Genomic DNA, 24,247 nt, shown 5'->3' with positions numbered 1-24,247 from the left:
GGATGGAAGCGAATAGAAAGTGGTTATCCTTACCTGAAGATTTCAGAAAGAAACTGATCGCCAACGTTCGCTGTAGCAATTGTGATGATATCGTTAGGATCACTGACTTTATTGTCGTTAATCATCCTGTTGGTGTGATGTTGGATGGGAAATGTAGGAATTGTGGAAACAAAGTAGTAAGAGTAGTAGAGGATGTTTGAATGAAAAGCAGGGGGATTCTCCTGCTTTTTTTAATGCAAGTGCCAGCCCCCATCACATTTATCCATTAACGTGATGGGGGCTGGCATCGCTTAGAGATAAAGCTAAAAGGAGAGTCCGAAATGAAAAAGAAAATGAACTATTTGGTCTTACTTTTAATGACCATCTTTATAGTTGGATGTACCAACAATGTAGAAGATGCATCCACTACAGATGAAAAACCAAATCTACAAGAAGAGCCCACTACGAATGCTGAGAAGTCAGACGTAGAGGAAACATCAACCGAAATGAATGATGAACGGTTTTCAGGATACGAACGATTAAAGGTAGATGGTGGTGACTTAAGCGGGGATCGAGAATCAAGTGTTGTAGTAGATATAGGATTTGGTGACAGGGAGTACTGGGCATTCACGAATAAACATGGGCAATTAGTGAGAGTCGTTGCAGACAATATTATTCTACAAGATGATAAAGCCGAACCAGTCCTATCAACTGGTAGATACTTCTCTGATGAAGCCAAAGTTCCAGGTGTTAAAAGTGATAAATTAGACGAGGGGCATGTTATTGCCGACTCTTTGGGAGGCGTATCAAATGCTTATAATATTACCCCCCAGGAAAGTACGCTTAACAGACATGGTGACCAAGCGTACATGGAGGATGCGATACGTGACGCAGGTGGTGCAACTGATTTTGAAGCAGTCATTTCGTACTCAGATACTGACACACAAATACCTTCAAAGTATCAGTATTCATACACGGTCAACGGGAACGAGGTTGTAGATACTTTCGATAATGTAAATCCCGATGAAGTTAATGAGTCGTTAGGGTTAACAAGTGGTAACGAATCTTCTAGTTCAGATGACTCTAATTCTAATGATAAAGGTGATGTTTCCGGGGTTGATACGAATGGAAATGGCCAAGTAACAATCAAAGAAGCGAAAGATGCCGGTTTCACTATGCCGATAAGAGAAGATCATTGGTTATATGCTTATATGCGAGATAATGATGGAGATGGAATGGTTGGAGAATAAGCCTCTAAGACTTTGAGAAAAAATAAATGAAGTGTTTCGACATTTCATTGTATTGCAACATACACTCCGAACATGTATAGTGTGTGACTTGGTAAGAAAACTTTTAACTTTAATTTTTAATCATAGCCTGCCCTGGTCAAATTCCTCGGGCAGGTACTCTTTTGATAATAGTAATTATTCGCTTGATTCAAGTGCTAGGACATAAAAAAAGAGGAGTGTTAGCTGTGAAAAAGAAGTTATTTTGGTTTCCTTTGATAGTGGCTTCGTTTATCTATAGGATCTTTATATACAATTGGACACGTACTTGAGATTTTATTTTTAAGTTGGACTTTTTATAAAGAAAATCCATCCCAAGGGGTAATTTTTGAAGCAGGTGGTTCTCTTAACCCTATCTTTATTGGTTTTATCGTTGGGTTTATTTCGGAACGAATACTCAAAAACAAGCTGAAAAGCGAGCTGGAAGGAAACCAGCCCCAAGCTTATTAAAAAAGGGAAAAAATATTTCCTATCTATTGGTTACACGAACGAAAAAAAAGCTTGCAGAACTGTGAATTCTGCAAGCTTTTTTATTGTTGTTTAAGTTTTTTTTCGTAAGATAGGTTAAGATGTTCTGATAATTGCTCTCCATTTTCTGTCCATGAAATTTCAACCAAAACATCATTTAACGCTCCTTCATAAAAGGAGTCAGATTTATCTTTTGTGTATGTCCCTTTAAATGCATTAGTTTCATAGTCTTCTTTCGTCGTAAAATCTATTTCTCCGGCATCTCCATAGAACTCTGTCTGGAGTGGCTTGGCTTTTACTTCATACTGAAAATTCTGAACGACTTTTTCTTCTTTTGAAGTGAAGATAACTTCGGATGACGTATTTTCTTCCTTTGTGTTTTCAGTTAGATGAAAAGTTACAAACCAATTATCGCTTTCGCCCTTGGCTGTGTAGGTGGTCTTGTAGACTTCAGAATCAGAACAACCGATAAGTGCGACAGCCGCAGAAATGATGATTATAAAACTTATAAGTGTTCTTCGTTTCAAAAGGAACCCTCCTCTATATCGATTTTTCATCATAGCTAGTGTGCTCTTAATCTATTGATGCGACCTTGTTCTTTTACTTAGAAAAAGGTATAAGGACTTAAACGTCCTCATACCTCGTTCTTATGATTAAAGGCCAGCTTCGGTCAATTCAATTTTCGTTCTCACATCATCATAGTACCGTGTATTGCCATCATAGAAGTCAGCTTCGGTGTGACCGACCTGAGGCAGTTTTTGGCTTTCTTTATCTGTGTAACCACATTCAGCTATATCGGCATAATCATAAGTTGAGTAAGTGGTTTGCCAATCTGGCTCACCGATGTTGAAAGTGTCCTCGTAGCTACCACCTCTCCATGAGCATTCACCATGAAGTTCGGCGTAATCAACATCATATGACGTGGAGCCCCTCTCCCATTTCGTTTCAAGGTACTCTAGACTGACATCTCCATTCCATTCGTCGTATTCGACATAGATTTCTTGTTTTAAGTCTCCACTGAAACGATAGTCCGATTTTCCTTTACCTTTAATTTCGGCATAGATAGTTGAGCCGAATAAGATGTTACTAAGAGTCGTGTTGAATTTAGATGAAAGATTTTGTATGGAAGCAGTCCACCCGTTATCTTTATCTATGGCATATTCTCTACTTCCATTCGCAAATTTCAGTTCGTTTTCGCCAATGTTGAAGTCTACTTCAACTATGGATGCGTAGCGTTGACCTTCTGAATTTTCTCCATTTGCATAAGGAATCTCTACGATTGCGCCTTTAGGAAATTCAAGCTCGTGCTTTTCACCATCCGCGCTAACGGTTACGTCTACATGACTAGGAAGTTCTTCAAGGTTATTGTCGTTGATTTGTGCCCTCAATTGAGTTTTTGCTTCTTCCCTGATTTGCTCTTTACTAAGGGCTGTGATGTCGGAATTCGATTCCGCTGAAATAAGGACTGGGTTTAACGACATGCTCGCAAGTAAACCCAGTCCCAACATGGAATTAATTATTTTCTTCACGATATCTCCACCTTTTTTTGTATTGCATTTAACACAATAACAAATGAGTATCTGATTTCAAGGGTTAAATCCAAAGGATTCTAATAGAGAATATTTCCACCCAAGTACCCTTGAAGGTTCTTGGAATTGACCATCTTGTCTTGCTCATCATTATGGAGTTTTAAAACGAAGTTTTTTGTAACGAAGCATCTCGAAAAGAAACGTCAAGAAGGTTCACAAATTATTTCAAAAAAAAGCAGTGCTTTTTACTAGTTTACTTAGTACAAATCACTGTGGTTTGAAAAACAAAGTCCGTTGTCCCGTAGTGGTCCCTACTACCAGGTTCCGATTTTCTCCATCCGTGAAGTTTCAACCATAATTTGATATAGCGTTCAGTTTTTTATGCATTACTAAACAATTTTATAGTTGAAGTTTGGTTTGTCAGCACTACATAAGATTTTTCCTGATTCAAGGTGATGAAACCTAATGCATCCTACAACCGTAAAGTAAGAAAGAAATCGGAAGTGGGTGAAGGACATGAGTGGAGGACTGTTTCTGCTGATCATTCTGGGCTTGTTAGGTCTGCCTATCTTATGGGGGATGATCCGTGAAAAACTCGGTTGGAATACCAATCGGTTTTACGGAGATGAACTCAATAAGAATCGGAAAAAGAGCAGGGAAAAGGTATATGAGGAGAAGACGAGGCACGCAGGACCAGGGGATTACCCGCCGCCTAGTGGTGGAACAGGCACCTGATGAAGTAGTGATTTATGGAGTTATTTGACCTCCGCCACGGTAATACGTTAATGTAGCGTGGGTCAGAAACTCCGGCTAACTGTGGCATTCAATAATTTCCTTTTTTTAGCACAGAAAGCAAGAGCTGAAAAAGGTGAGTGAATCCCCTGGATTCAGGGTATAGATAAAGATAGCCGTGTGCTGAATTAGACACAAACAAAAACGAGACGACATTGACTAGGAGGGGAACTTCTAATGGCTGATGAAAAATTGAGTAAAGGTTTACTTGATGCTGCATTTAAGAAGAAGAACGCAGAAGAAGAGCAGAAGGTAAAGGAAGAAGACAAAGCAACTGTAGGCGATATCATTACTTTCGAAAAAGACGGCCAACAGGTAGAAGCTATCGTAACTTCTGCTAGATTACAAAACTCCGTTGTTTGCGATATGACCATTATGGAGGATTTCGACGACCGCAATCTAGACGTCGAAAAAACCGTGGTTGCCCATACAAACTACAGCATTAAAAAACGCAGCGACAATAATTAAGGAATAGCATCACACTTGCTAAGTGTGATGCTATTTTTTTAGTGTAGGGCAGCACTAGAACCGCCCCTATTTAATCCTTATTTTTCATTGTCATCTTCTTTTTCGTTGTCGTCCTCATCCTCATCATCATCTTCATCTTCATCCTCTACCTCAAGCACCTTACCAGAATTCCCATCAACCTCTACTTCTTTAACACCGGAATCTGTCTTGATTTCAAATTCGAAAACAATCGTGCCGTCTTCTTTTTCCACTTCACTTTCGACGACTTCACCAGAAACTCTTTCAAGAGCGATTTCTTCAGCTTCTTTTTCCGTGAGTTTGGCCTGCTCCGCTAATTTAGAATCTTCCTGGGCGAACACTTCGTCGACAACGGATGTTCCTTGGAATAGGAAACCTGCTCCTCCGACTATCGCTAAAGACAATCCTCCAATAATCATTGTTTTCTTCGTTAGTTTCATTTATGAACCCTCCATGTTTTAGGTTTAATTCTACTATACCCGCCTTTTATAAAAATCGGATGAATAAAAGATTAGAATTGGATGAGAATTTACATTTCTCATGGGATTCTAATCTCCTATCAGATGATAATAAGGCTGGTAAAAGTTACAATGAAAGGTAACCAATGAAGAGGGGTGTAAGACGATGGAGGAAGAGAAGATTCTGCTTGTAGAGGATGAGAGGAACGTTGCCCGTTTCATCCAACTGGAGCTCGAACACGAAGGCTATGCTGTAACGGCAGTAGAGGACGGGGAACAGGCGTTAAGCTCCTTCGAAGAGGAGGACTGGAGCGTTATTTTACTGGACTGGATGCTGCCGAAGCTTGACGGCCTTGAGGTTTGCAGGAGAGTCAGGAAGAAGAGCGCTGTCCCGATCATCCTCCTCACGGCACGGGATTATATCGGTGACAAAATCGCAGGGCTGGACACGGGTGCTGACGATTACATCACCAAGCCTTTCGAAATCGAAGAACTCCTGGCAAGAATCCGGTCGGTTGCCAGACGCTATAAAGGAGCGGCTATTGAAGAAGGAAAAGAAACCTATCGTTACGAGGATCTCGTGGTCGATCTCAAAAGCCGGCAGGTCACCAGAGATGGTGATCGGATTGAATTGACGCAGCGGGAGTTTGATCTGCTTGTATTCCTGCTCAAACACAAGGAAGAAGTCGTGAGCCGGGATTGGATGCTGTCCGCGGTATGGGGATACGATTTTCTCGGGGAAACCAACATTGTCGATGTTTATATCCGCTATCTCCGGAATAAGGTCGATAAGGCTTATGAACCGAAGTTGATCCATACGGTCCGCGGGGTCGGTTACGTGCTTCGCCGATCATCTTGAGGAAAAACAATGGAGTGGAATTTATGAAATCTCTATCAGCCAAAAACCCTCTCAATAGAATACTCAATCCAAGAAGGCAGTCCTTACTTTTCCAGTTCACTTCCTTGTATATCCTCAACCTTCTCGTCATCATCTTCTTTATCTCAGTCGTCGTCATGGCGGGGATGTGTTATTTCCTGATTCAGAATACGGACCAGGAGCTGCAGGCGATGGAGAAAAAGCTCGCCACCCTCACCGAGGAAGAGTACCCAGGTGAAGTTCAGGAGTCTTTGGATGAAGTCCTCTATCCGGATCATGCGAACTACTATGTTGAGATAAGGGCGAGTGAAGAAAGCACCATCGCCCGTTCCAGAGGATATGACGAGATGACTGAAGAAGAGGATGAGGAAGAAGATGATGAATTTCATCTCAATCTTCCGGGATCTTATGTGTGGAACGATGACCAAGGGCTTTATATCCAAAAAATGATTCCATGGCAGTCCACATCCGAAAGCGGAATAATTGAAGTCAACGTCCAATTGAATCAAGTGGCGGAATTTTTGACAGCGATGGCTCAGATCATCCTGACAGCGGCATTGCTTTGTCTCATCATCGGTTCGATCTTTATTTATAAACTTACGAAACGGAACTTGAGACCACTGTTCGTCATCACCGATGCGGTCGGTGAGATGGAAAGCTCTCCTGATTTGACGAAGCGGGTTCCTGTACCGGAAACCCCACGGGAATTGAATGAGCTTGGAACCCGTTTCAACGACCTATTATTTCAACTGGAGAAGCAGTTCGAACGGGAAAAGAGCTTCGTTTCCAATGCTTCTCATGAATTGAGGACCCCGCTGACCGCTTTCAAAGGGCATTTGAACCTGATCAAACGATGGGGAAAAAAGGACCCTGAGATTCTGGACCAAGCCATTGAGGCACTCAAGGAAGAAAGCGACCGCATGGAAAAGATGATGGTTCAGCTGTTGACCATCGCAAGGAACGAACAAATGGAAACCCAAATGGAGAAAGTCGATCTCACCAAGGTCATCAACCAAACCATCCAACAATTCCAATCAAGCACCACGATTCAGATCAAGGGGGACTTGGAAGAAGACCTCTCTGTAAAAGGGGATGAGGAACAGCTGAGACAAATCTTTGTCATCCTGCTCGACAACGCCATCCATTACTCCGATGACAAAGGGGAAATCAACGTGACCTTGCAGAAGCAGGGGGGCTCGGTTGAACTTTCCGTCTCCGATCAAGGTATTGGCATTCCGTTTGAGGAACAAAAGAAGATTTTCGATCGTTTCTACCGTGTCGATAAAAACCGCTCCCGTAAGACAGGTGGTACCGGATTGGGGCTTTCCATCGCCAAGGAACTGGTCGATAACCACAGCGGTTCGCTCCGAGTGGAAAGCGTTCCCGGCGAGGGGAGTACGTTTATTGTCAGGATTCCTTGCTTGAAATAATAAAAGAAGCTTGTAGAGAAACCTTCCGTTTTTCTGCAAGCTTCTTTTTTGAGGAGATAGAAGGCAACCTTCTTCATGGTTGGGGATAACAATCATTAATAATATTGTTGATCAGAAGGGGATATTTTCACCATAGTTCATTATTCCTCCTATCATGACTCATTTCACCTTTTTATTAATCTTCCACGCAAAATAATGCATGATTCGGTACAAAACACCTAATTCCCACTCTGTCCATTAGTTCTATTTTTCTGAATATTAATGAATTTAACTCCCTTATATGTTACATTTTGGTAACTGATTACATAAGGAGGAAGATTCATGAATAAAAAGGTCATTATGACAACAGCTCTTGCTGGGTGTCTGGTATTTTCTACGTTACCAACGACGTTCGCTCACGATATGCTCGACAATTCCCTTGCTGAAAAAGGGGACAATGAAGGGGACAACTTGAATCAGATCCCAGTCCTCGAAGGAAATAAGAATCTTGGAAATTGGCAGGAAGTCGCTAGTGCCCAGCTGAAGCAATATGACGGAGTAAAAAAATCAACCGCTGACGTGTATGCTCACAAAGGCTATGCCTATTTAGGTACTCACGTAAGGGGAGGCGGAAATGGCGGAGTCAGGGTTTTTGATATGAAAGACCCTTCCAATCCTGTTGAGGTTACCAAATTCGCAGACGATATCCCGGGAACGTGGCAGGAAAAAGTCATCGTCAAGACGGTTAACACGGAACACTTCAAAGGTGATCTAGCTGTCGTAAGTGTCCAGCAATTGAAACGGGACAATCCGGATTCTCAAGGGGGCTTCCTTCTATATGATGTGACCAACCCTGAAGCACCTGAAAAGCTTGGATTCTGGGAAGTGGACAAGCGAGTGCCGGGTACTCATGAACTGTACCTGACTGAACAAGAAGGTAAGCCATATGTATTGGCAGCCAATCCATATGCCGATTATTTCACCCATGGAGAATCGATGGATTTCCAACTTGTTGACGTATCCAATCCGGCAGAACCTGAAACGATCTATGAATTCGATCCTCGTTCGCTACCTGAGGTGTCGGATGATTTTAATGGCTATCACTGGAATGCTCCCGATGGAAAAACGCGTCCGGCTTTCAACCATAGTACAATGACTGATAATAATGGAGACACTGCCTTGCTATCCTACTGGGATCTCGGTACAATCATTCTTGATATCTCGGATCCTCACAACGTAAAGTTTGAAGGAAGAACGGATTTCGCTTCTGATGTGCAAGGGGCTGCACACTCCTCCGCTCTTGCGAAAGGCGGAAATGTGTTGATCGAGACAAGGGAAGTTTATAACCCTACACGTGAAGGTTATGAAGAATCTTATGGGTACACAAGGATTTTTGACATCAAAGATAAAAGTAATCCAAAGCTTCTAAGCACCTTCAAAACGGATCGTGTCGATAACAAGGAAGATGGTGTGACCTTTGCGAATACTGTTCACGACCCTAAAGTACATGGGAATACACTTTATCTCTCTCATTATGCTGGAGGGATCAGAGCCGTCGATATCACTGACCCTGCTAACCCTGTTCAAATAGGGAAATACGTACCGGAAGATGCATATATCTGGGGTGTATTCGTCGATCAGAACTACATTCTCGGTTCTGATATGGGGAACGGATTAAAAGTTCTACAAAACAATAACAGCGAATAATAAAACAAAAAACCTGTCCCAGAGGGGGGCAGGTTTTTTAGCTTGTAGAGAAAACTGACTATGAGTTAGAAACTGCTTTCTGATTTTCTTTACGGTCGACAACTGCAGCTCCGACAATGTCACCGAGAACATTAGAGGCGGTTCCTGCCATGCCGATGAGGACATCTACGCCTGCAATCAAGGCGACGATTTCAAGAGGCAGATCGAACATGGTCAATACAGCGGCGAGAGTCACGAGACCGGCAGCCGGGATCCCAGCCGTACCAATGGAAAGGAGCGTTCCGATAACGACGATGGTGATGAAATCCATCACAGATAAATCAAGTCCGGTTACATTGGCAGCAAAAACGATCGACACACCCATCCTCAGTGCTCCTCCATCTGAGTTGAAGACCGCTCCAATAGGGAGGGAGAATTGAGTGGTTCTTTCAGATATTCCAGCTTTTTTAGCGGATTCCATAGCAACTGGCAGAGAAGCGATACTGCTCGATGTAAAGAACGCTGTAAAGTAGGCATCTTTTGTTTCTGCAAAGAATTCCTTGATGCTTCGACCGGAAGCTTTAAGAAACGATGTGTAAATGAACGCCCACAATAAAAGGACACCAAGATAGAAAACACCGGTAAATGCCAGTAGAGATTGAAACGTCTGCCATCCTTGATTTCCGAAAGAGGAAGCTGCAATCGCAAAGATTCCGATAGGTGCATAAAGCAATATTCCTTGCAGTAATAGGAAAAACAGATCGTTGGCGGCAGAGAAAAGGCGGTGGAGTGTTGCACCTGATTCCTGAAGTTCTTTTTTCTCTGAATAACACATTTTCGCCATGGTCAAACCGATGATTACCGCAAGGAACAAGATGCCCATCAGCTTTCCTGAAGTGAAAGCTTCGAAAAGGTTATCCGGTACGATATTCAATAAGACATCAGAGAATCCGGGTGTTTCCGGTTGTTCCACCTGTGCATCAGGCAGGCTCAGCCCGTCACCAGGATTTATCCATAAGGCCAGAGTCACTCCGATAAGAACAGCAGCAGCTGTTGTTAGTCCGTAGTAAATCAGCAGTTTTCCACCGAGCCGCCCCAGATGCTTCGGGTCCATTTGGTTGATGGCCAGTACGACTGTAAGAAAAATCACAGGAATCGCAATTAAGTTCAGCAGATTGATCAATATGGTCCCGAGTGGTTTAACGAATTCTATTTGAGTACCGAAAGCCACACCTGCAGCTATTCCTAGTAAAAAGCCGATACTCATTTTTAGCAGGAAAGAAGAATGTTTGTATGTATGCCAGATTTTTTTCATAGATTCACCTCTTTTTAGACGTATCTTCTATCCTAACAGAGAAAAGGACCATATGAACGCATAATTCCCTTCATAAATAGATAACAGATTGTGGCTCAGGCATTTTTCCAAAACTAACGATGTCTGAGAGGAAAAATAAGTAGAGTGCCAATTGAATAATTACAATAATGACTGTACCTATAAAGAAACTCCACCAAACATTTTTTTCTTTATACTTTAACCACTGATATAAAAGAATAATTACGTTAGGTAAAGAACCAACGATAAGATGATAAGGGATGATCCAATATAAGTTTTGGACTAGTTCTTGGTGTGTACTCACTTGATGTAGAGACATTCCTAAGACCAATAATGTTATAGGGTGATACCAAAACATTAGAATCAAATTAGTTATTAGATATGGCTTCCACATAAATTGACCCCTATTCCTTTAAAAAGATCAGGCACTTTTCTTCGAAACCAACCCTGGGTAAGTAAACTCAGAGTTATTTCAAGTTTTTCTGACTGATATATTCAGATACAACAAAAGCAAGGTCGTCATTTCCATAGAGAGACAGAGCTTCAAGCAAAGTCTCTGAATCAATAGGGTCTGACTCCTCTTTCGTGACAGTCAGCTCCAAGGCATCGATCAGCTCTTTATTTTCACCTTGATACGGGTAAGCCTCTTTATATATAGCTACCGGATCCAGTTCATAATTGATGCACCACTGGGCAAAAAGCAGAATCATCATTTTCTCGCCTTTTTGATAATTATCGATCACTTTTTCTTCATGGCTTCGATCCATCCTGCACACCTCCTTTGTTAGTACGGGATTCTATTATGTCATTTAATCTCTGCAGTAGATGGTGTTCTTCATCCTACCATAATAGCAGATATATGTTATAGAGTGGGGAAGAATTGCGGTGAATGAATCCAACAGATTTCTCCTTTTTTGATTCACTGAGCGTATTGTATTAGACTTCCATATGGAAGGTGAAAAACCGGTCGAATCTATATCCAATAAAAAGGAGAATTAGAATGACAGATAAAAACCTGGTCTGGTATGCGAGCTTTGGCTCCAACATCAACGCAGATCGCTTCTTATGTTACATCCAGGGCGGGAAGCCTGAGTTATCGAACGATACAGAAAGAGGCTGCCGCGATGCGACGCTTCCTAGAAATGAAAAACCATTCATCATGAACCATCCTGTCTTTTTCGCAAAAGAAGCGGCCCGCTGGAACGGAGGAGGCGTAGCCTTCATCGATCCCGACCGCTATTCTGAACAAAAGACGTACAGCAATATGTATCTCGTGACCCGGGAACAGTTCCAGGACATCGTCGCCCAGGAGAACAAGCTGGATACTTTTGATATGGATTTTGAAGAAGTTATGGAAAAAGGATCGAAGAAAGTCCAGGACTCGTGGTATGGCAATATCCTTTACTTAGGGGATGAAGATGGCCATCCGGTCTTCACGTTCACAACTCCTGTGCATATTTCTCCCGAAGAGGTCAAAAAGCCGTCCGTGGAGTATTTGAGCACAATCATTGGTGGTCTTAAAAAAGGAGTCGGTCTGAATGAAGACCAGATTGTAGAATACTTCATGGAAGTTCCCGGAGTGAAGGGTGAATTTACGGAAAAAGAACTGAGGGCAGTTATTGAAAGGGTTTAAACTGTGCCAGTCATACAACATAAGTACAGAAAATTTCTAATGTTACAAACTCACTTTGTGTAATAAAAACCCTGACTCATAGAGACAGGGTTTCTTTATAAACTCAGAAAAAATGCCTGATTACCCTGCACAATCACTGTGTGGGGGGGGGCAGGCATTTTTTCTATGTAAAGTGTTTTCACGAATAATCACGCTCTTCATAGCGCATAGACTCTGATCTTTTCGGGGGAGCTCCAAAAAATGAACGGATCACACCTATAATAAGAAAGATAATTGCGATTCCTAATGCGGCACCCATCCAATTCCTCCTTTATGATAATTATAGGAAGTATATGGATTGGAAGCAAAGCATGAGTCCTGGAGATAGTGATGTGATTGATAGAGTAGAACTAGTCTTATGGAGGTTCAAGTGTTTTAGAGGCAGGATTTATTCTGTTTTGAAAATATCATTCATGCGCATTTCGTCTTCCGCCCATGTTTCGTGGGAAGGAAGGTTTAAATGGTTGATAAGATTAATAAATACATCCACTAATTCACCATCAAATTGAGACCATGAACACCTTTCTAATTCCTGTATCGCATCATGATAGGTCAGTGTTCTGCGGTTATAGTTTCTTCTATCGATCGTCATCGTATCAAAGGCGTCGCAAATCCCTATAATCCTCCCTTGTATAGAGGTTTCTTCATTTTTCAGTCCGCGCGGATATCCTTCCCCATCCCACCGTTCATGATGGTCCCGTACAAAAATTGCAGCTCGAGGCATATCCAGCGTTTTTCTTAAGATATTGTTACCGATCACGCTGTGGGCTTGAATGATCTGGTACTCCAATTCATCTAATTTAGTCGGTTTTAACAAGATGTCTTTCGATAACCCGATTTTTCCTATATCGTGTAGAAGTGCTGCATATCTCAGGTCGTCATCATAGCATCCTACTTCCTTGGCAAGGAGGACAGAAAAGTGCATCACTCGTAAAGAGTGGTACTTGAAAGTTCTTAATACTTCATTATCTTGAGAGATTTTGTTGAATAGTTCTTCAGCTGTTGAAAAATAAACCGATGACTTCATAGTGAAAAAAACCCCTTTATGGTGGAAGAAGATGAAAGTTGGTTTTTATTATAAGGTATACATGTAAAAAAGAGTAGTTATATGAATTTTATAGAAAACGTGGAATTACAAATAAACAATAGGGTGATGAAAAGTGGAGTGGGTAAGATTAGCTCTTGGTGCAACAAGCATCATGATAATTTTGTTTTTAATATTATCAACATCCAGGTGGATGAAAGAGATCAAAAGGGAAAAAATCATATCTAGAAGTGTTCAGAAGAAATGGGAAAAAAGGTCATCGCTGCAGCTTGTCTTAATTGTTATAGCTATTATCCTTTCAATACTATTAGCACGGGTTTGAGAACATCAGGAAAAGGATTTCGTATATAGTGTGGAATAAACGGTACAAAAGAAGTGGTTTTTCTTTCATTTCAACGTTAAGTTAATCAGTCATAGTTCATTCGGACCCTTTCTTTCGGAAAATGTTTCATGTTGTACATAGGTTTGATAGTATAACACCTAACATCTATGAAAGCGGTTTCCTTAATGAGATGATCCATGCCACAGAGGGAAAGGAGAGACGTGAGCTCGACGAAAAGCTGAGAATTTTTTAAGGAGGAAGTACATGTTTAAGTTGAAAAATATAGTGACGATCACCTTGAGTCTTATGCTTATTTTGTCAGCGGGGACACCAACCTTTGCAGCTTCTACACCAACGACAGCGTCTGACAATGCTTATGATTGGTTGAAGGGTCAACAATGTTCAACGGGATTACTGGACAGTTTTTCTGATAGTCAGCAAATCTCCTATACGTACGATCAAGCCGTAGGGGCCATTGCATTTCTATTAAAAGGGGATACAGCCAGTGCCAAGACCGTTCTTGACAGCTTGAAGAATCTTCAAAACCCGTCCGGGTCCTGGTACACCGCTTATTACTGCAATAACACGTCCGTTCAAGAGCATAACCAGCATGTCGGTCCTGTGTTATGGGTGGCGATGGCGGTTGCTAAGTACGAACAGGATACAGGGGATACCACTACATACCGTGATATGGCGATCCAAGCTATCGACTGGTCCCTGCAGTTCCAACAGGCAGATGGAGGTATCAATGGCGGATTGGATGATGCCAACAATGTCCTGACGTGGGCCTCTACGGAACATAACCAAGATGCTTATTCTATGTTGAGTCATTATGGATACACGCAGGAAGCTTCTGAAGTGAAGTCATTCTTAGATAATGAAGCGTGGCAGGAAGCGGAAGGATTCTTCTGGGCCGGACGCAATGATCCGAACGATCCGATGGATACGAATGCGTGGGGCGTGCAGGCTCTCGGAACTTCAGGTACGTATGAGTACAGCCGCGGCTTGGACTATGTCATGAACACGCACCGCAACACACAAACGAAACGAGTGAAAAATAATACGATTACGATTGATGGCTTCGATTTTAATAGTGATCAAGATGATATTTGGTTTGAAGGACAGGGGCAGATGGTCGTTTCCTTCAAGATGGATGGCAGAACAGCCGATGCTGATTACTTCTTGAATGAAATCATTAAGATTCAAGATTTCTATGGCACAGGCGGTGTTCCATATTCTCTGCTTGGTACTAATAATGGGTACTGGACCATGAAGGATAAGGAATCTGTTTCCGCTACTGGCTGGATGATTTATGCAATTGATGGGTATAATCCATTCCAGCCATAAGTTGGGTGAAAATTGATAAGAACAATAAAACTGATTGAGGAATGTTTCCTCAATCAGTTTTTTGTTTACCAAAGATTATTTAAATATATGGAAAGAACAGAGACCGTCAACTATGGGGAAGGCATTGATTTTTAGGGGAGGAGTCGGACCGCTTCCGCCAGCACTTTTACAGGCAGACTCTCCATCTGCTCTCCAGTTGTCCGTACTTTGATGCGGTCACCTCCATCCAAGGATTCCAAGAAGGGTTGTAGTCCGATAGGTTCACCCGATTCATCCAGGAGCTCAGTCTCTTCGCTCAACGATACATAGGCATCATCCTGCTGCGACAACGGTTCGTTTACCCGGATGAACAAGGTCGTGCGTCCATCCCTTACCGTGAAAGAATCCACCGTTCCTCTCATGTCATAGCCCTTTGTTTTTTCGACGCTCGAAGAGACATTTTGGGTTTCTTCCTCAGCAGGGGCATCTTCAGGAGAACACCCTGTCACTAGAAAGGCAGACAACGCCAACCCGATATGAAGCCGATACTTCCAATTCATATAATAACTTCCTTCTTTGAGTGATATTAGTTATGCTTTTTTAGTTTTGCTAAAACCTTGAGTAAAAAGGCGTCAAAGAAAAACGCAGCTCATCCTAAGCAAAAGAGCTGCGTTTTTCATATGTTCATTCACACTTGCAAAGTCATTTAAATGAAAAGTTAATTATTAGTTTGAATCAAACCCATATAAGTACTCCACCAACTTGTCAAATTCATCATCAGAGGAACATTCAATTTGCAAATCGATAAAGGTCATCACAACTTCTTCATCCTCGAACGGAAAATGGCTGTTATCTACATTGCTCAAAATATCCCGTTTGGATAGCCCTTTTTTAACTAACACGTCAACGGCCTGCTTCATTGAAGATACTTCTGCCATGTGTATGCCCCCTTTATTCTTCTGGTTCCTCACTTTTGAATCTCTCTGCCAAGCTTCTTAGAATATCAGAAATAGCGAGGGAAATTTATAAATACAAGGATCGAGAATAATAGATCCTTGTATTTATAAATTACTACATGTATCAACGAATTTCCTGCTTTACAGGCAACAGATAATGCAGGGGCGAGGGAAAAAAGCGCAGGTATTTTTTATTGGAAGATTAAGAGACGATAAAAGAAAATTTTGACACCGCTTACATTAACTTGTTACTATGCAGAAGAACCTGATAGTTTTCAAATGAACGGCGTTCCTCAGTATTACCCACAAGATGGGTGTTGGATCTGGGGGCTTTTTTTATTTTGTAGAGGGTGGGGTATGAAAAGACCCCAACTTGAAAGTGCTTATCTAATAAAAAACAGGAGGCTTCTATAATATGAAACGATTATTTGTTATGGCTTTGACTTCTTTTCTAGTGCTCTTTTTCATCCCGATGGATAAATCCGGAGCCGAGAGTTCGGGCGACTTTATGTTGAAGGAAGGAGTTCCCCCGGTGGGAGCCAATAATCCATCTTGTCAGCCTGATGAATCCCACCCTACGCCCGTGGTACTTGTTCCCGGAACGTTCGAATCGATGAGTGAAAACTGGTCAAGTCTTTCACCAGCTTTGAAAGCAGAAGGGTATTGTGTGTATGCCTTAAATTATGGGGTCACAACTGCCGGTTATTCCACTGGTCCAATTGAGGACTCTGCGATGGAGCTCAAAGTTTTTATTGATAATGTCCTTGAACACACAGGGGCCGAGAAGGTCTCTCTTGTTGGTCATAGCCAGGGAGGAATGATGCCGCGTTATTACCTCAAGTTTTTAGATGGTAAAAAGAAAGTCGATGACCTCATAGGACTGGTTCCTTCCAATCATGGAACCGATGGTGTGGGAGGATTCTCTTCTCTCACCGGTACAGGTGCCGGACTATTAACCGAATGTACGGCGTGCCGTCAGCAGCTGACAGGCTCAGAGTTCCTTACTAACTTAAATCAAGGAGACGAAACACCAGGGGATGTGTCTTATACAAACGTGACCACCATCTATGACGAGGTGGTCGTCCCTTACACGTCAGCTTTCCTGGAAGAATCAAAGCAGGTATCAAATATTACTCTGCAGGATTACTTTCCTAATGATCCAGTAGAGCACCAGTTTATCGCCTTTGACCCGAATGCTTATGAATTTGTGTTTGATGCACTTGCCTACGAAGGGCCGGCCGATCCTGTTAGAGCAGTTTCTTCTATTAGATGAGTAGCTCTTTTATGGATAAGTGATGTTATTAAAAATGCAGGTCTGTAAGGAAAAGGATTGATTACAATGAAGAAACTGAGGAATCTTGCACATTCCGAGTGGCGTTTCAGCCTGATGGCCCTGGTCCTATTCATCGGGGGTAGTATTGGAAGTCAAATCGTGTATTTTCCTGACGTGCCCAATCTTCCATCTATATATGGGTGGTTGACCGGGGCTTTCCTATTGGTGGCTGGCAATGTGATTTACGTACTCTACAAAAGAAAGAAAAACTGATTGAGGCATACACTCAATCAGTCTTTTTAGTTTAAGAGAAAAGCACCTGCCTGATACCAATCAGGCGAGGTGCTTATTCATTACGCCTTACTTCGAAAACTCAGCGTACTCTTCAGATTTCACATCAAAACGATCCGCATCCATAACCTTCACCCAGGCCTTCACAAAGTCACGCACAAACTTCTCTTTGTTATCTTCCTGCGCATACACTTCGGCATAAGCACGAAGGATGGAGTTGGAACCGAACACAAGGTCTACGCGGGTTGCGGTACGTACGACTTCGCCGGAGCTGCGGTCGCGGCCTTCGTAGCGGTTGTAGTCGACGGGTTCCCATTTTACGCCCATGTCCAGCAGGTTGACGAAGAAGTCGTTCGTCAGTGTGCCGACCTGGTCGGTGAAAACACCAAGTTCCGTATTGCCGTAGTTGGCGCCAAGGACACGCATACCGCCGACCAGGACAGTCATTTCAGGAGCTGTCAGGCCGAGAAGCTGTGATTTGTCGACGAGGATCTCTTCTGGACTCATCGTATATTTCTTCTTCTCATAGTTACGGAAGCCGTCAGCCATCGGCTCGAGCACTTCAAAGCTCTCTTCGTCTGTCTGTTCCTGCGTAGCATCGCCGCGGCCAGGTGTGAATGGAACGGTGACGTCGACACCGGCGTCTTTCGCCGCTTTTTCGACGGCAGCTGTACCACCAAGGACGATCATGTCCGCCATGCTGACGTTTTTGTCGAGTTGGTTTTGAATGTTTTCATAGACGCCCAATACTTTTTCAAGCATGTGGGGTTCGTTCACTTCCCAATCCTTTTGAGGGGAGAGGCGAAGACGTCCGCCATTGGCACCGCCGCGCTTGTCCGAATCACGGTAAGAGCTTGCTGCGGCCCATGCGGTTTTGACCATTTCACTGATGGATAGTTCAGAGTTAAGGATTTTCGATTTCAGATCCTCGATTTCAGAATCCGTCAGTTCGTAATCCACTTCCGGAATCGGGTCCTGCCAGATTAAGTCTTCTTTAGGAACTTCCGGTCCGAGGTATCTTGATTTCGGTCCCATGTCGCGGTGAAGCAGTTTGAACCAGGCACGCGAGAAGGCATCAGCGAATTCATCCGGGTTCTCATGGAAGCGGCAGGAGATCTTTTCGTAATCCGGATCCATCTTCATCGCCATGTCGGCTGTCGTCATGATCGTGTGCTCTTTCATCGATGCATCTTCGGCATCCGGTGCCAGGTGATCGTCCGTCGGATTCACAGGCTTCCACTGATAAGCACCGGCAGGCGTTTTCATCAGTTCCCACTCATAACCGAACAGCATATCGAAATAGCCGTTGTCCCACTGGGTTGGATTCGGTGTCCATGCGCCGTTGATTCCACTTGTGATCGCGTCACGGCCTTTACCGCTTCCGTGAGTACTGTTCCAGCCGAATCCCTGATCTTCAATGTTGGCTGCTTCTGGTGCCGGGCCGATGTGTTTTTCAGCGTCACCTGCGCCGTGGGCTTTACCGAAGGTGTGGCCACCGGCTGTAAGAGCGACAGTTTCTTCATCGTTCATCCCCATACGGCTGAACGTTTCACGGATATCGCGCGCACTGCCGAGTGGATCCGGTTCGCCGTTCGGACCTTCCGGGTTGACGTAGATGAGACCCATCTGCACAGCGGCAAGCGGGCTTTCCAGTTCACGGTCGCCGGAGTAGCGGTTGTCCCCGAGCCACTCGGTTTCGCTTCCCCAGTAAATATCTTCTTCCGGATGCCATACGTCTTCACGTCCGGCACCAAAGCCAAAGGTCTTCAAGCCCATCGATTCGAGGGCGACATTTCCGGTAAGTACAAGCAAGTCCGCCCAGGAGATTTTATTGCCGTATTTCTGTTTGATCGGCCAAAGCAGGCGGCGGGCTTTATCCAGGTTTCCGTTATCCGGCCAGCTGTTCAGCGGAGCGAAACGCTGCTGTCCCGTAGAGCTTCCTCCGCGGCCATCCCCGGTACGATACGTTCCGGCAGCATGCCACGACATACGGATGAATAGGGGACCGTAATGCCCGTAGTCGGCCGGCCACCAATCCTGGCTGTCGGTCATCAAGTCATGCAGATCTTTCTTCAGTGCGGCGTAGTCGAGTTTTTCAAATTCCTCCGCGTAATCGAAGTCCTCACCGAACGGGTCGGTCTTCTTGTCATGCTGATGTAAAATATCCAAATTCAGCTGGTTTGGCCACCAATCTTTATTCGTCGTACCGACTTTGACTGGTGTGATCGCACTCTCTTCCTGTGACTTTTCCCCGTGAGAGAATGGGCACTCACCAGCAGATGCTTTACTGTTTTGCATTTCATTCTTGTCCATGTTCAATCTCCTCTCATATGTGCAGAAAGTTTTATAAAGTTTATTAGATTGTAATTATAATAAAGAAAGAATTGTTTTGGAAACAATCTGCTTAATTTTGTGAAAAAAATGTGTGGACACAAAACTACACTCTTATTTTAACAAATTTCTGAAAATAAAGTTAATGATAACACTGTAAACATTTGTGAAGAAAAGACGGCGATGTCAAGAATGCGGATGGGGCATACGCTAAGAGTGACTCCGACATCAAGGCGAAATGTAACACGTACGAAGCGAAAACATAAGAAGCAGGTGGAACAATGACAGAAGGAAACCTTACTGCGCTTTTACAAAAGCTGTTTGAACGATGGCAGGAAACGGTGCAGGCGTATCATGATGACTTGCTCCAGATCACCTCTCCCGTGAAAAATGTTGAGACAGACCCCCGGGTCATCCGCGTCCCGAAAGATTTCCCCACCATTACAAAAGCGGTGGAGGCGGCAGACGCAGGGGACACGATCCTCGTCGCAAACGGCAGCTACAATGAAAGCATTACCGTGCCGGCATCGAAAAACTCACTAAGGATCATCGCGGATGGCCGTGACGTGAAGCTCATCGGAAAAGGTACTTTGGATAAGGGTTTTACATTGATGGCCGATAATGTCGAAGTGAACGGATTTATCATTCATGATTTTCTCCATGCGGGCATCGAAGTGACCGGCGTCTATGGTGTGAAAATGATCAGGAACACCATCGATAAAGTGAGGGATGGGCACGGAATCAAGCTCGATTCGAAGACGTTTTCCAACCTTATCTGGAAAAATAAAATCAGCCGCGCGGGCATGGATGGCATCCACCTGCAGTCGAAGAATGTGTGGGTGGCGGATAATGACATCAGTGAGAACGGCCATCATGGCGTCCATATCCGCACGGTCGGAAACCATGTGGTCGGAAATACCATCACAGGCAATAAGAAGAGTGGGGTGCGGGAAGACGAAGGGTTCAACCTCCTCTTCGGTAACGACATCAAAAGGAATGGCAAAGAAGGCATCGACCTTCCATCCGGCATCGGAGGTTCGATGTCCGTCGGAAACCTGATCACCCGGAACCGCCACAACGGCATCCATATGGAGACGGAAGGCAATACGGCGCTCGACAATGAAGTCAAGAACAACCAGAAGGAAGGCGTGAAAATCAGTTCGAGCTTCAACGTGATCGAACTGAACCGCATCCTCCAAAATTGGAAAGGCGGAATCGTTCTTCAGGAGGATGCCTCCAACAACCTCATTTTCAGGAATACGTTCCTTCTGAATCGAGGTGCCTCTATACACATGCGAAATGAAGACAATACGATTCTGGAGAACTATAAGGGTCCGTTCGATCACAAACTGTCAACGCTCGGTTACGCGGTCATCCACGTGCCGAAAGATTTCCCGACGATTTCAGAAGCAGTGGAAGCTGCATCCCCCGGGGACACGATTCTCGTCGGGGATGGCGTTTACCGGGAGAGCGTCAAGATCCCTTCAGAAAAATCGGGGATTCGGATCATCGCCGGCGGTAAGGAGGCGATCCTGGATGGGGAGGAGGAGCTGGATACCGCCTTTGACTTAAGCTGTAATCTCGTCCAAATATTCGGGTTCCGAATCCAGAATTACCGCACCTCAGGCATAAGCGTGAAAGGCATCGCCATCTCGCTCTTGGAAAACAAGATCGAAAACATCACCGAGGGGAGCGGCATCCAGTTGTCACTCGCGTTCTCGACGTTAATGTGGAAAAACACCATCCGCCGTGCCGAGGAGCATGGAGTGACGATCAAAGCGATGAACACATGGATGATCGAAAATGAGATTTACGAAAACGGTGGCGACGGCATTCACTTCGAAGGCAGCACGACGGTCGGAAGTACCATCGCCTACAACCGCATCCATCATAACGCTCAAAACGGCATCGCCGATCAGGCAGGCTTCAACTTCATCTACTATAACCAAATCAACAACAATGGCAAAAACGGTGTCCACGAACAATCCGGCCTCGGATCCGGCGCCGTCATCGAAAACCACTTCCGTTTGAACCAGAATGGCGTGCAGATCGATAATGACGCCGCCCAGGTCGCCGGAAACAAAATCGAGTGTAATAAGAGTGCAGGCGTTCTCGTTCAGAGTGAGTTTAATAACTTGGAAGAAAACGAGATTACGGTCAACCACGAGACGGGGGTTACGTTGACGGAAGCGGCTGAGGGGAATCTGTTGATCAGGAATGTGTTGAAGGACAATGTGCAACTGGATATTTTATCGGAGAATTTGTCCAACGTTTTTGTGGAGAATCGGTGCGGGAAGAGTGAGCCGCCTAGGATTTGTGAGGAGAATTAAGAGAAAAGACCGAATCCAAGATTCGGTCTTTTCTTTATGCGTTGAGATTTTGTTGTAGAAAAAAGTGACGTTTTGGTGATTTTACATTTGAATTTATTATAAAAATCAACAGGGGATTACACCCTTTTTGTCTAATTCTGTTCGTAAGCCAAAAATTGAGAACGGACTTTAACTTTTAGGTTTCAAGAGTAAACAGTGACTCCCAGGAGGGAGGCATTGTTTTGTGAACTGAATGGGAGGGGAAAGGGAATGAAAAAATTTCTAGGATATTTTGTTTTTACTGCGGCAATGATTGCGCTTTTCGTTGGACTCATGAACATACGGGATTCCCTTGTGACATTGAAAGATCTTGAATTCAAAGGGACGCCCCTGCTTTTGTTCACACTGCTTTATCCAATTGGATACGGTGCGTTGTTTGCCACACATGCATTATGGTTCCGTTGGAAGAGAGGGCAGCGGGGCTTTCAATGGGCGAGATTTCTAGGTATCGGACTTCCTTCGTTGTACATGATACTAGCGCCTTTAATGCGTTATATCCCGCCAAGTATGACATGGCCCTTGGGTGAATTTCTGATGAACAGCCTTGGCGGTGGGGTTTTGTTATTCGGTTTTCTGTTCGGATATATTTGCATAGATTCAATCGGACGCTCAGAGGTTTGAAGGCTTGAGATATAGCGCCCCCTCGATTTGAAGAGGGGATTGCTATTTATTTTGAGTTTGTAGAGACGATCATAGAGTAGACTGGATGTGTTATACAGCATTCGGTCTTTTCTCTATGCACTCAGGTTTTGTTTGAGCGGGTGGACCCAAGAACGCGACCTCCATCGCCTTACAATGACCACCCCGCGGATCCATTCATCCAAAATGAACGCCATCCAAATCCCGACCAACCCCAGTGAAAAATGAACCCCCAGGGCATAGGAAAGTGGGACCCCAATGCCCCACATAAAGATGGCAGCGACGTAAAACGTATACCTCGCGTCACCGACCGCACGGAGCGCATTGATACCGATTAGATAAAACATGCGGGCAGGTTCGAATACGACAGCCATGAGAAGGAGAAGGGAGAAGCCGCTTTGGACAGTCGTGCTTTCTGTAAATAACCCGATGATCGGTTTGGACAACATCCAAAGGAAGAGTGTAGCCGTAATTGTAAACACCGCTCCCCATTTGAAGCTCTGGATGCACTGCTTGTAGGCATCACCGTATCGTTTTGCACCGATATGATGGCCGATGATGATTTTCGTTCCATTCGCGAGAGAGGTGCTGATGATGAAGACAAGTTCCATTATAGTCTGGACGTAGATTTGGGTGGTGATGGACTGGGTGCCCATCGTTGTGATGAAGAAAAACACGACGAATTGAGCGGATAAATACGTGAAATATTCACCGGCAGACGGAATACCGATGCTGAGAATTTTCTTCAAGTGGGCGGATGGCATTGAAAGTAACCGGGCAAAGGGCAGGGCATGACCGATCGTCTTGATCAAGATGAAGTACAGGGCGACACTTGTGATCAGACGGGCGACGACCGTGGATAAAGCGGCCCCGTCCGTGCCCATAGGTTCCAAACCGAACTGGCCGAAGATGAGGATGTAGTTTCCGAAGACGTTGATGAGGTTCATCATGATGGAGGCGTAAAGAATTTGTTTCGTGTGTCCATGGCTTTTCAGGATGGCGTTGATGGTAAGGATCACCGCCTGCAGGAATAAGAAACCACCGACGACTTTCAGGTAACCCTCGGCCATGGAATGGACATTGGGGGTAAGATCCATGAAGTTCAGGAATGTACCCGCACCCTGCCAAAGCAACAGGCTGAACAAAACCCCAATGATGGAGTTTGCGACCAGCGAAACGACAGCCGCTTCTTCTGCATCATCAGACTGACCGGCCCCCATCATCCGGGATAAAACGATCGTCGTTCCACTTCCGATGAAGCCGAACATAACGATCACCATAAGCAGGATCCGATTGGCAGCTCCGATTGCCGCGACTGCATCTTCGTGGTACTTACTCAGCATGAACAGGTCGACGTTCTGAATGAGTATGCCTAGCAGCAGCTCGAGGAAAATGGGGATGGTGAGAGCTCCTAATGTGAGCTTCATATTTTTGGATTGGTCCATGACATCTCTCCTCGCTTATGTAATTAATATGCTAATAAGTAAAAAATTACCATTAATGAATGGAGAGTGCTCTTTGTCGAAGTTTGGGACGACTTAGGTAATTTTAGTGAATCATACAGTTAACTTAAACAACGCTTTGCATAGGTAAGAATATGTAAAAACTGATATAAACATACGAGTGAATTAGGAGGTAGGCTGGGGACAATATTAATTAGGTGTCTTCTTGAATTACATATTTAACCACAAGTCATGTATGATAAAAATATGACGAATGT

Annotated in this window: 23 protein-coding genes; 13 read left to right on the top strand and 10 right to left on the bottom strand. The window is 44.1% G+C overall.

From position 1 onward, the window contains the following. The first annotated feature begins 2 nt into the window (after window positions 1-2). Both LCL89_RS09770 and LCL89_RS09765 read left to right on the top strand, forming a co-directional pair. Window positions 3-200 (top strand): hypothetical protein, encoded by a 198-nt coding sequence (locus LCL89_RS09770; RefSeq protein ID WP_224809942.1) that lies wholly within the window; start codon window positions 3-5, stop codon window positions 198-200. Between the two features lie 120 nt (window positions 201-320). After that, on the top strand, window positions 321-1,229 hold the full coding sequence (locus LCL89_RS09765) for a DNA/RNA non-specific endonuclease (RefSeq protein WP_224809941.1): 909 nt from the start codon (window positions 321-323) through the stop codon (window positions 1,227-1,229). A gap of 566 nt (window positions 1,230-1,795) precedes the next feature. On the opposite strand, the gene LCL89_RS09760 is transcribed toward LCL89_RS09765, so the two are convergent. Both LCL89_RS09760 and LCL89_RS09755 read right to left on the bottom strand, forming a co-directional pair. After that, entirely contained in the window at window positions 1,796-2,260 is a 465-nt protein-coding gene (locus tag LCL89_RS09760; protein ID WP_224809940.1) for a hypothetical protein, read from the bottom strand. A 126-nt stretch (window positions 2,261-2,386) separates the two neighbouring features. Beyond that, window positions 2,387-3,241 (bottom strand): hypothetical protein, encoded by an 855-nt coding sequence (locus tag LCL89_RS09755; RefSeq protein ID WP_224809939.1) that lies wholly within the window; start codon window positions 3,239-3,241, stop codon window positions 2,387-2,389. Window positions 3,242-3,778: 537 nt separating this feature from the next. Here LCL89_RS09755 and LCL89_RS09750 point away from each other — a divergent pair. Both LCL89_RS09750 and LCL89_RS09745 read left to right on the top strand, forming a co-directional pair. After that, a complete protein-coding gene (locus LCL89_RS09750) occupies window positions 3,779-3,997 on the top strand; it encodes a hypothetical protein (RefSeq protein WP_224809938.1) in 219 nt (72 codons plus the stop codon). A 234-nt stretch (window positions 3,998-4,231) separates the two neighbouring features. Continuing rightward, entirely contained in the window at window positions 4,232-4,522 is a 291-nt protein-coding gene (locus tag LCL89_RS09745; RefSeq protein ID WP_224809937.1) for a YkvS family protein, read from the top strand. A gap of 77 nt (window positions 4,523-4,599) precedes the next feature. On the opposite strand, the gene LCL89_RS09740 is transcribed toward LCL89_RS09745, so the two are convergent. Continuing rightward, entirely contained in the window at window positions 4,600-4,980 is a 381-nt protein-coding gene (locus LCL89_RS09740; protein ID WP_224809936.1) for a PepSY domain-containing protein, read from the bottom strand. Between the two features lie 184 nt (window positions 4,981-5,164). On the opposite strand from LCL89_RS09740, the gene LCL89_RS09735 reads away from it, so the two are divergent. The 3 genes from LCL89_RS09735 (at window position 5,165) to LCL89_RS09725 (ending at window position 8,991) form a co-directional block, all read left to right on the top strand. Next, window positions 5,165-5,857 (top strand): response regulator transcription factor, encoded by a 693-nt coding sequence (locus LCL89_RS09735; RefSeq protein ID WP_224809935.1) that lies wholly within the window; start codon window positions 5,165-5,167, stop codon window positions 5,855-5,857. 23 nt (window positions 5,858-5,880) lie between these two features. After that, a complete protein-coding gene (locus tag LCL89_RS09730) occupies window positions 5,881-7,305 on the top strand; it encodes a HAMP domain-containing sensor histidine kinase (protein ID WP_224809934.1) in 1,425 nt (474 codons plus the stop codon). A 321-nt stretch (window positions 7,306-7,626) separates the two neighbouring features. Beyond that, entirely contained in the window at window positions 7,627-8,991 is a 1,365-nt protein-coding gene (locus tag LCL89_RS09725; protein ID WP_224809933.1) for an LVIVD repeat-containing protein, read from the top strand. A gap of 58 nt (window positions 8,992-9,049) precedes the next feature. Here LCL89_RS09725 and LCL89_RS09720 read toward each other — a convergent pair whose 3' ends face one another. Together LCL89_RS09720 and LCL89_RS09715 are read right to left on the bottom strand one after the other, a co-directional pair. Beyond that, window positions 9,050-10,285, bottom strand: a complete 1,236-nt coding sequence (locus tag LCL89_RS09720; RefSeq protein WP_224809932.1) for a dicarboxylate/amino acid:cation symporter — start codon at window positions 10,283-10,285, stop codon at window positions 9,050-9,052. 485 nt (window positions 10,286-10,770) lie between these two features. Beyond that, a complete protein-coding gene (locus LCL89_RS09715) occupies window positions 10,771-11,070 on the bottom strand; it encodes a hypothetical protein (protein WP_224809931.1) in 300 nt (99 codons plus the stop codon). Between the two features lie 233 nt (window positions 11,071-11,303). Between LCL89_RS09715 and LCL89_RS09710 the strand changes: the two genes are divergently transcribed. Next, on the top strand, window positions 11,304-11,936 hold the full coding sequence (locus LCL89_RS09710; RefSeq protein WP_224809930.1) for a hypothetical protein: 633 nt from the start codon (window positions 11,304-11,306) through the stop codon (window positions 11,934-11,936). Window positions 11,937-12,363: 427 nt separating this feature from the next. Here LCL89_RS09710 and LCL89_RS09705 read toward each other — a convergent pair whose 3' ends face one another. Further along, window positions 12,364-13,002 carry an HD-GYP domain-containing protein gene (locus tag LCL89_RS09705; RefSeq protein ID WP_224809929.1) on the bottom strand — a complete coding sequence of 213 codons (639 nt, stop codon included), beginning with the start codon at window positions 13,000-13,002 and terminating at the stop codon, window positions 12,364-12,366. 604 nt (window positions 13,003-13,606) lie between these two features. On the opposite strand from LCL89_RS09705, the gene LCL89_RS09700 reads away from it, so the two are divergent. After that, window positions 13,607-14,689, top strand: a complete 1,083-nt coding sequence (locus LCL89_RS09700) for a prenyltransferase/squalene oxidase repeat-containing protein (protein WP_224809928.1) — start codon at window positions 13,607-13,609, stop codon at window positions 14,687-14,689. A 131-nt stretch (window positions 14,690-14,820) separates the two neighbouring features. On the opposite strand, the gene LCL89_RS09695 is transcribed toward LCL89_RS09700, so the two are convergent. Next, a complete protein-coding gene (locus LCL89_RS09695) occupies window positions 14,821-15,228 on the bottom strand; it encodes a hypothetical protein (protein ID WP_224809927.1) in 408 nt (135 codons plus the stop codon). A gap of 165 nt (window positions 15,229-15,393) precedes the next feature. After that, window positions 15,394-15,606, bottom strand: coding sequence for a hypothetical protein (locus LCL89_RS09690; RefSeq protein ID WP_197318027.1), 213 nt, complete (start codon window positions 15,604-15,606; stop codon window positions 15,394-15,396). Between the two features lie 433 nt (window positions 15,607-16,039). On the opposite strand from LCL89_RS09690, the gene LCL89_RS09685 reads away from it, so the two are divergent. Both LCL89_RS09685 and LCL89_RS09680 read left to right on the top strand, forming a co-directional pair. Continuing rightward, window positions 16,040-16,897 carry an esterase/lipase family protein gene (locus LCL89_RS09685; RefSeq protein WP_224809926.1) on the top strand — a complete coding sequence of 286 codons (858 nt, stop codon included), beginning with the start codon at window positions 16,040-16,042 and terminating at the stop codon, window positions 16,895-16,897. 66 nt (window positions 16,898-16,963) lie between these two features. Next, window positions 16,964-17,170, top strand: coding sequence for a hypothetical protein (locus LCL89_RS09680; RefSeq protein ID WP_224809925.1), 207 nt, complete (start codon window positions 16,964-16,966; stop codon window positions 17,168-17,170). An 87-nt stretch (window positions 17,171-17,257) separates the two neighbouring features. Here LCL89_RS09680 and katG read toward each other — a convergent pair whose 3' ends face one another. Continuing rightward, entirely contained in the window at window positions 17,258-19,501 is a 2,244-nt protein-coding gene (katG, locus tag LCL89_RS09675; protein ID WP_224809924.1) for a catalase/peroxidase HPI, read from the bottom strand. Between the two features lie 536 nt (window positions 19,502-20,037). Between katG and LCL89_RS09670 the strand changes: the two genes are divergently transcribed. Together LCL89_RS09670 and LCL89_RS09665 are read left to right on the top strand one after the other, a co-directional pair. Next, window positions 20,038-21,849, top strand: coding sequence for a right-handed parallel beta-helix repeat-containing protein (locus LCL89_RS09670; RefSeq protein ID WP_404813423.1), 1,812 nt, complete (start codon window positions 20,038-20,040; stop codon window positions 21,847-21,849). Window positions 21,850-22,098: 249 nt separating this feature from the next. Beyond that, window positions 22,099-22,509, top strand: coding sequence for a hypothetical protein (locus LCL89_RS09665; RefSeq protein WP_224809922.1), 411 nt, complete (start codon window positions 22,099-22,101; stop codon window positions 22,507-22,509). 113 nt (window positions 22,510-22,622) lie between these two features. Here LCL89_RS09665 and LCL89_RS09660 read toward each other — a convergent pair whose 3' ends face one another. Next, the gene (locus LCL89_RS09660; protein WP_224809921.1) at window positions 22,623-23,972 is read right to left on the bottom strand and encodes an MATE family efflux transporter; all 1,350 of its coding nucleotides are present in this window, start codon (window positions 23,970-23,972) and stop codon (window positions 22,623-22,625) included. Between the last annotated feature and the right edge of the window lie 275 nt (window positions 23,973-24,247).

This window comes from Halobacillus yeomjeoni, from assembly GCF_020171525.1.
Lineage (GTDB): Bacteria > Bacillota > Bacilli > Bacillales > Halobacillaceae > Halobacillus > Halobacillus yeomjeoni.
The sequence above is the reverse complement of the archived record's forward strand: the minus strand, read 5'-3'. Positions and strand labels throughout refer to the sequence as shown.